General features: G+C 68.1%; 13 protein-coding genes. 8 read left to right on the top strand and 5 right to left on the bottom strand.

The features are described 5' to 3' along the window. The first annotated feature begins 166 nt into the window (after positions 1 to 166). From QP609_RS19980 to QP609_RS19970, 3 genes are read left to right on the top strand one after another with little or no spacing between them, the layout of a single operon-like run. Entirely contained in the window at positions 167 to 1693 is a 1527-nt protein-coding gene (locus QP609_RS19980) for an alpha/beta hydrolase (RefSeq protein ID WP_046433112.1), read from the top strand. Further along, positions 1690 to 2436, top strand: a complete 747-nt coding sequence (locus QP609_RS19975) for an ATP-binding cassette domain-containing protein (protein ID WP_046433110.1) — start codon at positions 1690 to 1692, stop codon at positions 2434 to 2436. The genes QP609_RS19980 and QP609_RS19975 overlap by 4 nt, the downstream gene beginning before the upstream one ends. Next, positions 2433 to 3617 (top strand): ABC transporter permease, encoded by a 1185-nt coding sequence (locus QP609_RS19970; RefSeq protein WP_289213833.1) that lies wholly within the window; start codon positions 2433 to 2435, stop codon positions 3615 to 3617. Before QP609_RS19975 ends, QP609_RS19970 begins: the two co-directional genes overlap by 4 nt. Positions 3618 to 3654: 37 nt before the next feature. Here QP609_RS19970 and QP609_RS19965 read toward each other — a convergent pair whose 3' ends face one another. Together QP609_RS19965 and QP609_RS19960 are read right to left on the bottom strand one after the other, a co-directional pair. After that, positions 3655 to 4365, bottom strand: coding sequence for a transposase (locus QP609_RS19965; protein WP_014648802.1), 711 nt, complete (start codon positions 4363 to 4365; stop codon positions 3655 to 3657). A 99-nt stretch (positions 4366 to 4464) separates the two neighbouring features. Next, positions 4465 to 5262 (bottom strand): helix-turn-helix transcriptional regulator, encoded by a 798-nt coding sequence (locus QP609_RS19960; protein WP_197621506.1) that lies wholly within the window; start codon positions 5260 to 5262, stop codon positions 4465 to 4467. A gap of 78 nt (positions 5263 to 5340) precedes the next feature. On the opposite strand from QP609_RS19960, the gene QP609_RS19955 reads away from it, so the two are divergent. Next, positions 5341 to 5595 (top strand): hypothetical protein, encoded by a 255-nt coding sequence (locus QP609_RS19955; protein ID WP_049442042.1) that lies wholly within the window; start codon positions 5341 to 5343, stop codon positions 5593 to 5595. Between the two features lie 83 nt (positions 5596 to 5678). On the opposite strand, the gene QP609_RS19950 is transcribed toward QP609_RS19955, so the two are convergent. Continuing rightward, on the bottom strand, positions 5679 to 6692 hold the full coding sequence (locus QP609_RS19950; RefSeq protein WP_053495956.1) for an energy transducer TonB: 1014 nt from the start codon (positions 6690 to 6692) through the stop codon (positions 5679 to 5681). A gap of 201 nt (positions 6693 to 6893) precedes the next feature. Continuing rightward, positions 6894 to 7535 carry a TIGR00645 family protein gene (locus QP609_RS19945; protein WP_197621503.1) on the bottom strand — a complete coding sequence of 214 codons (642 nt, stop codon included), beginning with the start codon at positions 7533 to 7535 and terminating at the stop codon, positions 6894 to 6896. A gap of 110 nt (positions 7536 to 7645) precedes the next feature. Here QP609_RS19945 and QP609_RS19940 point away from each other — a divergent pair, with 110 nt between their 5' ends. The 4 genes from QP609_RS19940 to QP609_RS19925 all read left to right on the top strand — a co-directional run bounded on the left by QP609_RS19940 (position 7646) and on the right by QP609_RS19925 (position 13132). Next, complete coding sequence (locus tag QP609_RS19940) at positions 7646 to 8335, top strand: glutathione binding-like protein (protein WP_014648797.1); 690 nt, start codon at positions 7646 to 7648, stop codon at positions 8333 to 8335. 163 nt (positions 8336 to 8498) lie between these two features. After that, positions 8499 to 10724: a S9 family peptidase gene (locus tag QP609_RS19935; RefSeq protein WP_164077006.1), complete on the top strand. Its 2226-nt coding sequence runs from the start codon at positions 8499 to 8501 to the stop codon at positions 10722 to 10724. Between the two features lie 25 nt (positions 10725 to 10749). Beyond that, positions 10750 to 11265, top strand: a complete 516-nt coding sequence (locus tag QP609_RS19930) for a cytochrome c oxidase assembly factor Coa1 family protein (RefSeq protein WP_049442038.1) — start codon at positions 10750 to 10752, stop codon at positions 11263 to 11265. 67 nt (positions 11266 to 11332) lie between these two features. Next, the gene (locus tag QP609_RS19925) at positions 11333 to 13132 is read left to right on the top strand and encodes a DUF885 domain-containing protein (protein ID WP_053495951.1); all 1800 of its coding nucleotides are present in this window, start codon (positions 11333 to 11335) and stop codon (positions 13130 to 13132) included. 90 nt (positions 13133 to 13222) lie between these two features. Here QP609_RS19925 and QP609_RS19920 read toward each other — a convergent pair whose 3' ends face one another. After that, positions 13223 to 13681, bottom strand: coding sequence for a hypothetical protein (locus QP609_RS19920; protein ID WP_197575502.1), 459 nt, complete (start codon positions 13679 to 13681; stop codon positions 13223 to 13225). Between the last annotated feature and the right edge of the window lie 10 nt (positions 13682 to 13691).

The raw sequence follows: 13691 nt of genomic DNA, 5'->3' as shown, positions 1-13691 counted from the left end.
CCTGCACGGGCCAAGGCCGAGCGCGGGACTGCCAGGTCTGCGCGCCGTCGGCGGCGGATTCGTCATTGCCCATCGCCGTCGGCGCGCTGCCCGTGTAAGTTGGGTCACATCTTCCGCGGCAGCCCGTCGTGGTCGACAGGAACGTCCTCCAGGGGAAACGAGCACGATGCAAAGACACCACCTCGCGCTGGCCGGGATGCTGGCCAGCCTGATGCTTGCCGGGTGCAGCCAACCGCCGCCGGCCGCCGCCGGAAGCGCCAGCGATGCACCCAGCCGCCGCTTCGGCACGATCGACTTCCAGCCCTGCACGTTGTCCACCGAAGGCGCCAGCGCCAACGTGGAGGCGCAGTGCGCCACCCTGCAGGTGCCGGAGAACCGGGCCCAGCCCGATGGCCGCCGGATCGGCCTGCGCATCGCCTGGCTGGAATCGGGCAGCAGCGGCGCCAGCCAGCCCGACCCGGTGTTCTTCCTGGCCGGCGGCCCCGGCCAGGCGGCCAGCGAGGTGGCGGTCATCGTCGATACCGCACTGCGCCAGGTGCGCAAGCAGCGCGACGTGTTCCTGATCGACCAGCGCGGCACCGGCGGCTCCAACCCGCTCAGCTGTCTGGGCGCAGATGGCAAGCCGCTGCAGATGGACGAGGATGCCGCGCCTTCCGAGGCATCGCTGCGCGACTACGCCCAGCGCTGCGCCGCATCGCTGCAGGGGCGTGCCGATGCGCGCTTCTACACCACCACCGAGGCGATCGCCGATCTGGATGCGGTGCGTACGGCGCTCGGTGTGGACCAGCTGAACCTGGTTGGCGGCTCCTACGGTACCCGCGTGGCCCAGCGCTATGCCGGGGCCTATCCGCAGCACACCCGCAGCATCGTCATCGATGGCGTGGTACCGAACGAGCTGGTGGTCGGTGGCGACTTCGCGACCACCTTCGAGGATGCGATCGCCCTGCAGTCGGCGCAGTGCCGCAAGGATGCCGCGTGCAGCAAGCGTTTCCCGACCGATACCCGCGCGCAGCTGCGCAGCGTGGTCGACACCCTGCGCCGTGCACCGGTCTCGGTCGAGTATCGCGACCCGGGTACCAACGCACCGCGGCAGGATGTCCTGACGCCGGACAGCGTGGTCGGCCTGGCCTTCGCCTTCTCCTACGTGCCGCAGTATTCCTCGCTGCTGCCACTGGTGCTGGATGAAGCCGCGCACGGTCGTTATGCCCCGTTGGCATCGCTGGCGCGCGGCGCGAACCGCAGCATGGATTTCCAGATCAACCGCGGCATGCAGTGGTCGGTGATCTGCAGCGAGGATGCGCCGCGCTACCACGCGCCGGCCGAGGACCCCGAGCGGCTGTTCGGCAACGAAGTGGCCAGCGCCTTCTTCGCCGCCTGCCCGGTGTGGCCGCACCGTCCGGCGCCGGCAACCGATGCCGTGCCGCTGCGCAGCGACGTGCCGGCACTGCTGCTGTCCGGTGAGCTGGACCCGGTGACCCCCCCGCGCTACGCCGCACAGGTGCTCAAGGGCCTGCCCAATGGCCGTGCGCTGGTCGCCCGTGGCCAGGGCCATGGCACGTTGACCGCCGGCTGCATGCCGCGGCTGCTCGGCCAGTTCATCGACAAGACCGATGCCAAGGCGCTGGATGCCGGCTGCCTGGACACGCTGAGCTACGTGCCGGCGTTCACCTCGTTCAACGGATGGGAACCATGATCGTCGCCGACAACCTGCACAAGGCCTTCGATACCCGCACGGGCCGCATCCAGGCGGTCGCCAACGTCGGCTTCCGCGCCGGCGATGGGCAGATCACCGGCCTGCTCGGCCCCAACGGTGCCGGCAAGACCACCACCATGCGCATGCTCTACACGCTGATGACCCCTGACCAGGGCAGCATCAGCGTCGATGGCATCGATGCCGCCGGCAATCCGGTGGAGGTACGTCGCCACCTGGGCGTACTGCCCGATGCGCGCGGCGTCTACAAGCGTCTGACCGCGCGCGAGAACATCGCCTACTTCGGCGAGCTGCATGGCCTGTCGGCCGAGCGCATCCGCGAACGCATCGAGGTGCTGTCGCACGCGCTGGACATGGGCGACATCCTCGACCGGCAGACCGATGGCTTCTCGCAGGGCCAGCGCACCAAGACCGCGATTGCCCGCGCGCTGGTGCACGATCCGCGCAACGTCATCCTCGACGAACCGACCAACGGCCTGGACGTGATGACCACGCGCGCGCTGCGCCGCTTCCTGCTGGGCCTGCGCGAAGAGGGTCGCTGCGTGATCCTGTCCAGCCACATCATGCAGGAGGTGGGCGCGTTGTGTGACCACATCGTGATCATCGCCAAGGGCACGGTGATGGCCGCGGGCAGCGCCGATGATCTGCGTGCGCAGGCCGGTGAAGCCAACCTTGAGGACGCGTTCGTGAAACTGATCGGCAGCGAAGAGGGCCTGCACGCATGAGCATGATGTCGACCCTGATGACGGTGATGCGCAAGGAACTGCGCGACCTGTCGCGTGACCGCCGCACGCTGCTGCTGACCCTGCTGTTCGGGCCGCTGCTGTACCCGGTGCTGCTGCTGGGCATGGGCAAGCTGGCCGAGAGCCGGGTGCGCACCCAGATCGAGGAGCCGTTGCAGATCCCGACGATCGGCGCGGAGAACGCGCCGAACCTGGTGCGCTTCCTCGCCGCACAGGGCCTCAATGCCGCACCGGCGCCGAAGGACCTGGCCGAGGCCATCCGCAGCCAGGATATCGATGTGGCGCTGCGCATCAGCGGGGACTTCGGCAAGGACTGGGCCGAGGGCAAGCCGGCGCTGGTGGAGGTGATCAAGGACAGCACGCGTCGCACGGCCGAGGTACCCAGTGCACGCCTGGAGGCGGCGCTGGCCACCTACAACGGCCAGGTCGGTGCCTTGCGCCTGATGGCACGCGGCATCGATGCACAGGTGGCACGCCCGCTGGACGTGGCACGCCAGGACCTGGCCAGTGCCGAAGCCAAGCGCGGCATGATCCTGTCGATGCTGCTGCCGGTACTGCTGACGCTGACCTCGTTCATCGGGGGCGCCTACCTGGTGATGGACGCCACCGCCGGCGAGCGCGAGCGGCAGTCGCTGGAACCCCTGCTGGCCACGCCGGGCTCCCGCAGCGCGATCGTCAGCGGCAAGATCGCCGCCGCCTGCGTGGTCGGTTTCGTGTCGCTGCTGCTGACCCTGGTCGCGTTCAAGGTGAGCGCGCAGATCGCACCCGGCAACATCGGCCGCCAGTTCAACATGAACGTCGGCTCGATGCTGCAGATGCTGCTGGTGATGCTGCCGATGCTGCTGATCGGTACCTCGCTGCTGACCTTCCTGTCGGCCGCGGCCAAGAGCATGAAGGAAGCGCAGAGCCACATGACCTGGCTGATGCTGCTGCCGATGCTGCCCGGCTACGCACTGGTGGCCTATCCGCTGAAGAGCGAGATGTGGCAGTACGCCGTGCCGTTCCTGTCGCAGAACCAGATGCTGCTGAAGGTGATCCGCCACGAGACCATCACCCCGACGGTCTGGGCGATCTACCTCGGTGCCAGCCTCGGCCTGGCCGCCGTGCTGTGGTTCGCCGCCGTGCGCCGCTACCACAACGAGCGCCTGGCCATCTCCGGCTGACCCCAAAAAAGGGGACGAAAAAAGGGGACGGAGGGGATTAAGTCGTTTCTGCCCCTCCCGTCCCCTCCTTGCGCGGGCGGCCTTGTCTTCGCATCGCCACCGGGCGCCCGAGCGTCTTCTCTACCATCCGCAGGAACGCAGCATCCCCCAACGGACGCTGTTTGGCGCTATGACTGCGGATTGCGGGCAGATCGGCGGACGCATTCACATCGCGCAGGAATCGCGCATACACCGTCGTCCTGTTGCGAGCGGTTGCGGCCAACGCTCTGAATGCGGGATGCGGGGTCAGCATGGGGTCATCGCGTCGTTGAAGGTTGCCGTGCACGCTGGACCACGGATGATCTTCAGCACTGACCGCAATGCCGGCGCGAACGGGATTGCGTTCGATGTAGCGGTATACGCTGAGCAGGTAAGCGTCGCTGTCGATCATCGAGGAATGGAAGCGGCCCTGCCACAGGGGACCGGTGCGGCCGTGCCGCTGGTTGAAAGCCTGCACATAGTTGTTGCCCTGCATGCGCATTGCATCGGCCAGCCCACGCTGCGTGGATGGCGTGGCCAGCAGGTGGATGTGGTTGTCCATCAGTACGTAGGCATGCAGTGCGACGCGGTGCTTGAGGAAAGCGCTGTGCAGCAGATGCAGGAACAGTTGCCGGTCGATGTCGTCGACAAAGATCGCACCCTTGTTCACACCGCGCTGGATCACGTGATAGGCCTGGCCGGCCAGCATCAGGCGCGCTTGTCGGGGCATGGGATTCCCAGGTCGAAGGGGGCCTCAGCCTGGCATCGGCACCGTGGCGTAGGGCATCAGGTAATGCCGCGCAGGCGTATCGGAGGAGTCAGAAGCGACTTAATCCCCTCCGTCCCCTTTTGCGTACCGCGCGGGCGTTACCCCCATCTCGCGCTTGAACACGTTGATGAAGGAACTGGGCGTGTCGTAGCCCATCGACAGGGCGACGCTGATCACCGGTTCGCCTGCCAGCAGGCGTGGCAGTGACAGCAGCACGCGCAGGCGCTGCCGCCACTGGCTCAAGGTCATGCCTGTTTCGGCCTGCCAACGGCGGGCGAGGCTGCGGCTGGACAGTCCGCTGGCGGCTGCCCACGCTTGGACGCTGCGCAGGTCGTCCGGCGAACGCGCCAGCGCCGCCGCGATCCGCCACAACCGGCGATCCCGCGGCTGTGGCAGGGCAAATGGCAAGGGAGTGCTGGCACGGATCTCATCGGCGATGACGCCGGCCAGGCGTGCCTGCGCAGCGTCCAGTGCCTGATGCGGCCAGCGCAGTGCGCGCGTCACCGCCGCCTGCAACAGCGCATCGGGTTGGAAAATACGGGGCAGCGGGGGCAGATCCAGGCCGGCATCGGCGCGGACGTACAGGCTCCAGCCATCGAACCCGTCTGCCCCGAGCAGCGCATGGGGCAGCAGCGGCGGTATCCAGGCAACGTGCCCGGCCGGAAGCAGCCACTGCAGATTCCCGGCTTCGATCCGCAACAGGCCCTGATGGGCGCCCAGCAATTGACCGCGCCGGTGTTGGTGGCGGGCGGTGCGCCGCCTCCCGGGCACGCGCAGCTGGCCGGCCAGCACGATGGGGCCGTCGTCGGCGTCCGCCAATGCCGGATCAATCAAGCCGGTCGGTGTCTGATCTGCCATATCCATTGGCAGTTATACGGCAGAAGCGCCGATCCGCGCGCGCCACACTGGGCGCCCATTTCAACACGAGCCGCCCCGATGCAGCCCCAGGACATCCTTCCCGACCACCAGAACGAAGTACAGGTAAACGGCCTCACCGTGCGCAAGGGCAGCGTCGGCGCCTTCCTCGCCAGCGTCCGTGACTGGCAGGACCCCGCCAGCGATGACGCCACCCGCGCCACCGCCGAAGCAGATCTGCGTGGGCTGCTGCCGGGCCTGCATGCGCTGGGCCTGTTCCAGGTGCTGGCCGCGCGCGATCCGGCACTGCAACGCCTGATCGACAGCCTCTCCTGAAACGAACACGGCCCGGACATGCCGGGCCGTGTCCTCATTGCGGGGGCGGAAACGACTTAATCCCCTCCGTCCCCTTTTTGCGGTCAGGTGCCGCCCGGGGCGAATACCAGGGTACGGCGGGTGGTGACCGGTGCGCTGACCGGCTCGAAGCGCCAGCGCTTGACCGCGTTCATGGCTTCGCGATCGAAGACGCGCGACGGTGTTGCGCGCAATACGCGGGCGTTGGTCACTGAGCCGTCGGTGCCGACGGTGATTTCCACCAGCACTTCGCCGGAGGTGCCTGCACGCAGTGCCTCGGACGGATAGCGCGGCGCCGGGGTGCTGACCGGGCGCAGGTTCGGCGCCGCAGCGGCCGCTGGAGCCGCGGCCTGGCGTGCGGCACTGGCCTGCTGGGCGGCGGCCTGCTGCTGCTTCAGTTCGGCTTCGCGGCGCGCGGCGGCCTGGCGCTCGGCTTCCTGGCGCTCGTTGTCGCGGCGGGCGGCATCCTGCTGCGCAGCGATCTGCTTGGCCGCGTCGGCTTCCTTGGCACGCTGCTCGGCCAGGCGCTGCTGTTCTGTCTGCTGCTTGCTGCGGTCCTCGGCGTCCTTCTTGGCCTTCTCGGCTTCGGCCTCGGTGCGCTTGGCCGCGTTCTGCACGCCCTTGGCCAGGCCGTCCTTCAGGCGCGGCAGGGCCGGCGCGGATGCATCCACCTTCTCGATCAGCGCCACCAGCCGCTGCGCTTCGGTGTAGTCCTCGCGCCCCAGGTGCTGCTCGGCGGCGATCAGGGTGTAGGGCAGCAGGTCGGTCAGCGCGCTCTTCACCGAGGCGTCGTCCGGGGTCTTGTCGCGCAGGGCGAGGTAGTACTCGATGGCGTTGTCGCCGGCCGGCGCGTACATGCGGTTCTCGCGCAGGGCCTGGCTGGCCGACTCACGCAGCTGCTCGGTGCCCATCGACTGCACCTTGGCGGCGACCACCGGTGCGGCCGGTGCAGCGGCGGTGGGGGCGGCGGCCGGAACCGGTGCTGCGGATTCTTCCTTGCCCGAGCAGGCGGCCAGCGCCAGTGCCAAGGCAACCGGCAGCCACCGGCGCGCGGCGGTGATCGTTGAGACGTGCGACATCCTGCTCCCCTTTAGAAGACGACGTGACGTAAATCATTGATATGCATGGCCGGGACCCGTGGTCCAGGCGCGGCAGGGTGGCGTTTCCCGACGCCACCGCCGGCAACGGCGAGGATGCAATCTAGCATCCCGGCCACCGCCCCGCACAAGGGGTGGTGGCCGGGTGGGGCCGCGGCGATCATGTCGTGGCCGGCAGCGACCTCAGTGGTCGTGTGCCTTGTCGTGCGACTTGCTGTGGCCGTTGGACATCAGCTTGTCGGTCCAGGCGATGCCGATCGCCGACAGGATGAACACGCAGTGGATGATGGTCTGCCACAGCACGCCTTCCTGGGTCATGGTCGTGCAGGTATCGACGCCAGCGTTGTAGAAGCTGGTCGAAGCCGAAGACACTGCTGCCGCCCATTGTTCCGGCTTGCACAGTGGCAGTCCCTTCAGCGCGCTGGTGGCAATGAAGGTCTTCAGCAGGTGGATCGAGGAGATGCCGATGATCGCCATCGCCAGCTTCACCTTCAGCACGCTGGCGTTGACGTGGCTCAGCCATTCCGGCTGGTCCGGGTGGCCTTCCAGGCGCAGGCGCGAGACGAAGGTCTCGTAGCCGCCGACGATCACCATCACCAGCAGGTTGGAGATCATCACCACGTCGATCAGGCCCAGCACGATCAGCATGATCTGCTGTTCGCCCATCGACACCGAGTGGGACAGCAGGTGCCACAGTTCCTTGCCGAACAGGAACACGTAGACGCACTGGGCAAGGATCAGGCCCAGGTACAGCGGCAGCTGCAGCCAGCGCGAGGCGAAGATCAGCGTGGACAACGGGGACAGGGGACGAGGACTGTGGCTCATGAAGGACAGTGCGTTTCGGGGGAGCCGCGAGGTTACCGGCCCGCCATGACGGTGCCAACCCAACTCACGCACTAGACTTCAGGTTCCTTTCCGCACCCCGAGCCGACGCCATGATCGACCTGTATTACTGGCCCACCCCGAACGGCCACAAAGTGACCCTGCTGTTGGAGGAAGCCGGCCTGGAGTACCGCATCCACCCGGTCAACATCGGCTCGGGTGACCAGTTCAAGCCAGAGTTCCTGGCCATCTCGCCCAACAACAAGATGCCGGCCATCGTCGACCACGCCCCGGCCGATGGCGGTGCCCCGCAGAGCGTGTTCGAGTCCGGTGCGATCCTGCTGTACCTGGCCGAGAAGACCGGCCGCTTCCTGCCCAGCGACCCGCGCGGCCGCGTGACCACCCTGGAATGGCTGTTCTGGCAGATGGCCGGCCTGGGCCCGATGAGTGGCCAGATGGGCCACTTCAACGTGTACGCACCAGAAAAAATTCCCTATGCCATCGAGCGCTACGACAACGAAGTGCGCCGCCTGCACGGGGTGATGGACAAGCGCCTGGCCCAGCACGCCTTCCTGGCCGGCGACGAGTACACCATCGCCGACATGGCCAGCTACCCGTGGATCGGCGCCTACGACAAGCTGCCGGTGGACTTCGCCGCGTTCCCGAACCTCAAGCGCTGGCACGAGGCCATCGCCGCGCGCCCGGCCACCCAGCGCGCCTATGCGCTGCGCCAGCAGGTGAACCCGAACGCCGGCAAGCCGCTCAGCGACGAAGAGCGCAAGCACCTGTTCGGCCAGCGCTGACCCGCCGCGGGGTCGGATCCCTTTGCAACGCAAAGGGCCCTGACCCCAGCACCGCAGCATGGGCAGAAGGTCATGCTGCCTTCCTGCACGGGCTTGGTTAGGATGGGGGAACGACCGCCCCGCGCCCGCCGCCGGGCGGACCTGCCGTTTGCCGGGATCCTCCATGCGCCACCTGTTCGCTTCGCTTGCCCTCATGCTCGCCACCAGTACCGCCGCCCACGCCGAAAAGCTGACCCTGGAGGCCATCACCGGCCCGCTGCCGCTGTCCGGCCCGACCCTGATGAAGCCCAAGGTGGCGCCGGACGGTTCGCAGGTCAGTTTCCTGCGCGGCAAGGACAGCGATCGCAACCAGCTGGATCTGTGGACCTACGACATCGGCAGTGGCCAGACCCGGTTGCTGGTTGATTCCAAGGTGGTGCTGCCCGGCACCGAGACCCTCAGCGATGAGGAAAAGGCGCGCCGCGAGCGCCAGCGCATCGCCGCGATGACCGGCATTGTCGATTACCAGTGGTCGCCGGACGCACAGCGCCTGCTGTTCCCGTTGGGCGGCGAGCTGTACCTGTACGACCTGAAGCAGCAGGGGGCGGCGGCCGTGCGCCAGCTGACCCACGGTGAGGGCTTCGCCACCGACGCCAAGCTGTCGCCCAAGGGCGGCTTCGTCAGCTTCATCCGCGGCCGCAACCTGTGGGTGATCGACCTGGCCAGTGGAAAGCAGCTGCAGCTGACCCGCGACGGCAGCACCACCATCGGCAACGGCGTGGCCGAGTTCGTCGCCGATGAAGAGATGGACCGCCACACCGGTTACTGGTGGGCACCGGACGATTCGGCCATCGCGTTCGCGCGCATCGACGAGGCACCGGTGCCGGTGCAGAAGCGCTACGAGGTCTACGCCGACCGCACCGATGTGATCGAACAGCGTTACCCGGCCGCCGGTGACGCCAATGTGCGCGTGCAGCTGGGCGTGATCGCACCGGCCGCCGAGGCGCAGCCGCGCTGGATCGACCTGGGCAAGGAACAGGACATCTACCTGGCCCGCGTCGATTGGCGCGATGCGCAGCACCTGAGCTTCCAGCGCCAGTCGCGCGACCAGAAGCAGCTGGACCTGGTGGAAGTGGCACTCGACTCCAACCGCCAGCGCGTACTCGCCCACGAAACCAGCCCGACCTGGGTGCCGCTGCACAACAGCCTGCGCTTCCTTGAAGACGGCAGCGTACTGTGGTCGTCCGAGCGCACCGGCTTCCAGCACCTGTACCGCATCGACAGCAACGGCAAGACCACCGCGCTGACCCACGGCAACTGGCCGGTGGACGAGCTGCTGGCGGTGGATGAGACGGCCGGCAAGGCCTACTTCCGTGCCGGCATCGAAAGCCCGCGCGAAAGCCAGATCTACGCGGTATCGCTGCAGGGCGGTGAGCCGCAGCGCCTGTCGAAGGCGCCGGGCATGCACAGCGCCACGTTCGCCCGCAATGCCAGCGTCTATGTGGACAGCTGGTCCAACAGCACCACGCCGCCGCAGATCGAGCTGTTCCGCGCCAACGGCGAGAAGATCGCCACACTGGTGGAAAACAACCTGGCCGATCCCAAGCACCCGTATGCGCGCTACCGCGACGCGCAGCGCCCGGTCGAGTTCGGCACGCTCACCGCCGCCGACGGCAAGACGCCGCTGCACTACAGCCTGATCAAGCCGGCCGGCTTCGATCCGTCCAGGCGCTACCCGGTGGCGGTGTATGTCTATGGCGGCCCGGCCAGCCAGACTGTCACCGACAGCTGGCCCGGCCGTGGCGACCATCTGTTCAACCAGTACCTGGCCCAGCAGGGCTACGTCGTGTTCTCGCTGGACAACCGCGGCACCCCGCGCCGCGGCCGCGACTTCGGTGGTGCGCTGTACGGGAAGCAGGGCACGGTGGAAGTGACCGACCAGCTGCGCGGCGTGGCCTGGCTCAAGCAGCAGCCGTGGGTGGACCCGGCGCGCATCGGCGTGCAGGGCTGGTCCAACGGCGGTTACATGACCCTGATGCTGCTGGCCAAGGCGTCGAACCAGTACGCCTGCGGCGTGGCCGGTGCCCCGGTCACCGACTGGGGCCTGTACGACAGCCATTACACCGAGCGCTACATGGACCTGCCGGCGCGCAACGACGCCGGTTACCGTGAAGCGCGCGTGCTGACCCACATCGATGGGCTGCGCTCGCCGTTGCTGCTGATCCACGGCATGGCGGACGACAACGTGCTGTTCACCAATTCGACCAGCTTGATGAGCGCGCTGCAGAAGCGCGGCCAGCCGTTCGAGCTGATGACCTACCCGGGTGCCAAGCATGGCCTGTCCGGCGCCGATGCCCTGCATCGCTACCGTGTGGCCGAAGCCTTCCTGGGGCGCTGCCTGAAGCCTTGAAACACAGACGGGAAGGAGCCCGCCGATGACACTGCCGCCGCCGATTCCCACCCACGGCCCGAAGCCCGCCGGCTGGTGGTCCCGCCACTGGCGCTGGGCGATGCCCGTGGCCGTGCTGCTGGTGCTGGCCGGGGCCGGTGGCACGGTGGCCTGGAGCGTGCTGCGCTGGAGTGAGGCGGCACGCGAGAGCCCACCGATGCGCGAGGCGATGCGTCGCGCCGGCTGCAGCATCGAACTGGTGGAAGCCTTCGGCGAGCCGCTGCGTGCCGAATCGATGCCGCTGGGCAGCATGCAGACCGCGCTCAACGGCCAGCGCGATGTCGGCCTGACCGTGGCCCTGGAAGGCCCCCGCGCACACGGCCGGTTGTTCGTGAAGGGCACCCGCAGTGACGACGTGTGGGACTACCCGGTGATGTACGTGCTGGGCGAGAACAAGCAGACCTTCGACCTGACTGCGCTGGATGACGATGAGGCCGCGCAGGAATGCGAACTGCAGGCCTGCCGCGAACGCGGCGAATGCCCGCTGACCGCAGCGTTGTGACCTCCGGCCGATTGTCGCCACCGCGCTGAGCGCGTAGGGTGCGGGCAACCCTGTCCTGGAGTGCACCATGAAGCCGATCGCGTTGGCCGTTGCCCTGGCCCTGACCGCCGCCCCGCTGCTGTCCGCACCGCCGGCGCTGGCGGCACCCGCCGCCAAGGCCGCCACACCGGCCAGCCCGGCCTGGGTCGCCCGCAGCAACGCACTGGCGCAGATCCTGCTCGATGCGCAGGGCCCGTTCCAGCCGGAAGAAACCGGCTTCTTCGGCGTGCCCGGCTACGACGACAAGGTGGCCGACCTCGGCGCGGACAACGGCAAGCGCTACCGCGCCGCGATGGCCAAGGCCCGCGACGAACTGAAGGCGAAGCTGGCCACCGAGCAGGATCCCAACGTCCGCCAGGACCTGGAGATCATGATCCACGCCGCCAACCAGAACATCGAAGGCAGTGAGCTCAACGAGAAGTACCTGCTGCCGTGGAGTGACGCGCCGCAGACGGTGTTCAGCGGCCTCAACCTGCTGCTGTCCGACCAGGTGCCGGCCGAGCGCCGGGCCAAGGCGATCGACCGCCTCAAGGCTTACGCCGGCCTGCAGCCGGGCGGCACCGCGTTCACCACGCTGGCCCGCCAGCGCTACGAAGAGCGCTTGAAGGACAGCAGCCTGTTGCAGCCGACGAAGATCGAAGTGCAGCAGTCGCTGGACAACGTCGAGACCTACATCAGCGGCATCGAGTCGCTGCTGAAGAAGTACCAGATCGCCGGCGCCGATGAAGCGATGAAGGCCCTGGCCGGGCAGATGAAGGACTACGCCAGCTGGACGCGCTCGACCGTGCTGCCGAAGGCGCGCACCGACGCACGGCTGCCGGCGCCGCTGTACGCCTACCAGCTCAAGCAGGTCGGCATCGACATCGACCCGAAGCTGCTGATGCAGCGCGCGCAGCTGGAGTTCATGGAAACCCGCTCGGCGATGCAGCAGCTGGCGCCGCTGGTGGTGAAGGACAAGGGCCTGAAGGTGGCCGACCCGAGCGACCCGGTGGCGGTGATCCGCGCGCTGAAGGCCGACAAGATCGCCGACGACCATCTGGAAGGCCACTACCGCAAGGTGATCGATGCGATCGATCCGCTGATCCGCGAGCATGCCATCGTCGACGTGCCCAAGCGCGCCATGCAGATGCGCCTGGGTTCGGCCGCCGAGAGCGCGGCCAGCCCGGCCCCGCATTTCCTGCCGGCGCCGCTGGTCAACAACACCGGGCAGCAGGGCACCTTCGTGCTGCCGCTGGGCAACCCGGCCGCGGGCCCGGGCGCACAGTACGACGACTTCAACTTCGGTGCGGCGGCGTGGACGCTGAGCGCGCATGAAGGCCGCCCCGGCCACGAGCTGCAGTTCACCGCGATGGTCGAGCGCGGCGTGTCGCTGGCACGCACCATGTTCGCGTTCAATTCGGTGAACGTGGAAGGCTGGGCGCTGTATGCCGAGGCCGAGATGGTGCCGTACGAGCCGCTGGACGGGCAGATGATCGCCCTGCAGTTCCGCCTGCTGCGCGCCGCACGCGCGATGCTCGACCCGATGCTCAACCTCGGCCTGACCGACCGCGCCAACGGCGAGCGCGTGCTGATGGAGCAGGTCGGCCTGTCCAAGGCGATGGCCACCCAGGAACTGGACCGCTACATGGTGCGCATGCCGGGCCAGGCCGGCAGCTACTTCTACGGCTACACCCGTATCCTGGAACTGCGCATGCAGACTGAGCTGGCACTGGGTGCGAAGTTCGACCGCCTGGCGTTCAACAACTTCCTGCTCGACCAGGGCCTGCTGCCGCCGGACCAGCTGGCCGACGCGGTGAACAAGGTGTTCGTGCCGAAGTACAAGCGCTGAACGCCCTCCGGTAGTGCCGGCCGCTGGCATCAAGAGGATTTCTGAGGTTGCCGGCCAGCGGCCGGCACTACCTGCGGTGATGCTGCCGCGTCACCGCTGCGGGGTGATCACCTGCGTCGGCAGTCGTGCCGGCGGTTCCGGGTTCGGCACCCAGATCGCCACGCCGGCGGCGCGCTTCTGCGTGGTCGGAATACCGATGCCGACGCCACCGCCGACATGCGAGCCGAACGTGCCGGCACCCACCGACATGCCCACCGGTGAGCCGCTGCTGCCCACGCCCATCAGCACCACGCCATTGGCGCCCAGCGCTGCGGCCTCGCGCTTCAGGCGCGCCACCGCTGCATCGGTCTGGCCCTGCGTGCCGAAGCCCACGGCAGACGCCGATTCCAGCTGGGCGATTTCCTGGGAGCCGGCCGGCGGCGTCGAATAGATCTGCACCAGTGCCGGATCGATCGGCGCGCGGGCGCTCCCCAGCATGACCTTGGAGGTGCTGGCACAGCCAGCGGCGACCAGCAGGATGGCCGCCAACGCGGCCCAACGGATGTTCATGGCACGACCC

Source organism: Stenotrophomonas sp. 8(2023) (assembly GCF_030345295.1).
In the GTDB taxonomy this organism is placed as follows: Bacteria; Pseudomonadota; Gammaproteobacteria; order Xanthomonadales; family Xanthomonadaceae; genus Stenotrophomonas; species Stenotrophomonas muris.
This window is presented reverse-complemented; position numbering and strand designations above follow the sequence as displayed.

Excerpts from the sequence above, each read along its gene's own strand:
- QP609_RS19980 (WP_046433112.1), top strand. The coding sequence starts at position 167 with ATGCAAAGACACCACCTCGCGCTGGCCGGGATGCTGGCCAGCCTGATG.
- QP609_RS19925 (WP_053495951.1), top strand. The coding sequence starts at position 11,333 with ATGAAGCCGATCGCGTTGGCCGTTGCCCTGGCCCTGACCGCCGCCCCG.
- QP609_RS19930 (WP_049442038.1), top strand. The coding sequence starts at position 10,750 with ATGACACTGCCGCCGCCGATTCCCACCCACGGCCCGAAGCCCGCCGGC.
- QP609_RS19955 (WP_049442042.1), top strand. The coding sequence starts at position 5,341 with ATGCAGCCCCAGGACATCCTTCCCGACCACCAGAACGAAGTACAGGTA.
- QP609_RS19965 (WP_014648802.1), bottom strand. The coding sequence starts at position 4,365 with ATGCCCCGACAAGCGCGCCTGATGCTGGCCGGCCAGGCCTATCACGTG.
- QP609_RS19935 (WP_164077006.1), top strand. The coding sequence starts at position 8,499 with ATGCGCCACCTGTTCGCTTCGCTTGCCCTCATGCTCGCCACCAGTACC.
- QP609_RS19920 (WP_197575502.1), bottom strand. The coding sequence starts at position 13,681 with ATGAACATCCGTTGGGCCGCGTTGGCGGCCATCCTGCTGGTCGCCGCT.
- QP609_RS19970 (WP_289213833.1), top strand. The coding sequence starts at position 2,433 with ATGAGCATGATGTCGACCCTGATGACGGTGATGCGCAAGGAACTGCGC.
- QP609_RS19950 (WP_053495956.1), bottom strand. The coding sequence starts at position 6,692 with ATGTCGCACGTCTCAACGATCACCGCCGCGCGCCGGTGGCTGCCGGTT.
- QP609_RS19960 (WP_197621506.1), bottom strand. The coding sequence starts at position 5,262 with ATGGCAGATCAGACACCGACCGGCTTGATTGATCCGGCATTGGCGGAC.
- QP609_RS19945 (WP_197621503.1), bottom strand. The coding sequence starts at position 7,535 with ATGAGCCACAGTCCTCGTCCCCTGTCCCCGTTGTCCACGCTGATCTTC.
- QP609_RS19940 (WP_014648797.1), top strand. The coding sequence starts at position 7,646 with ATGATCGACCTGTATTACTGGCCCACCCCGAACGGCCACAAAGTGACC.
- QP609_RS19975 (WP_046433110.1), top strand. The coding sequence starts at position 1,690 with ATGATCGTCGCCGACAACCTGCACAAGGCCTTCGATACCCGCACGGGC.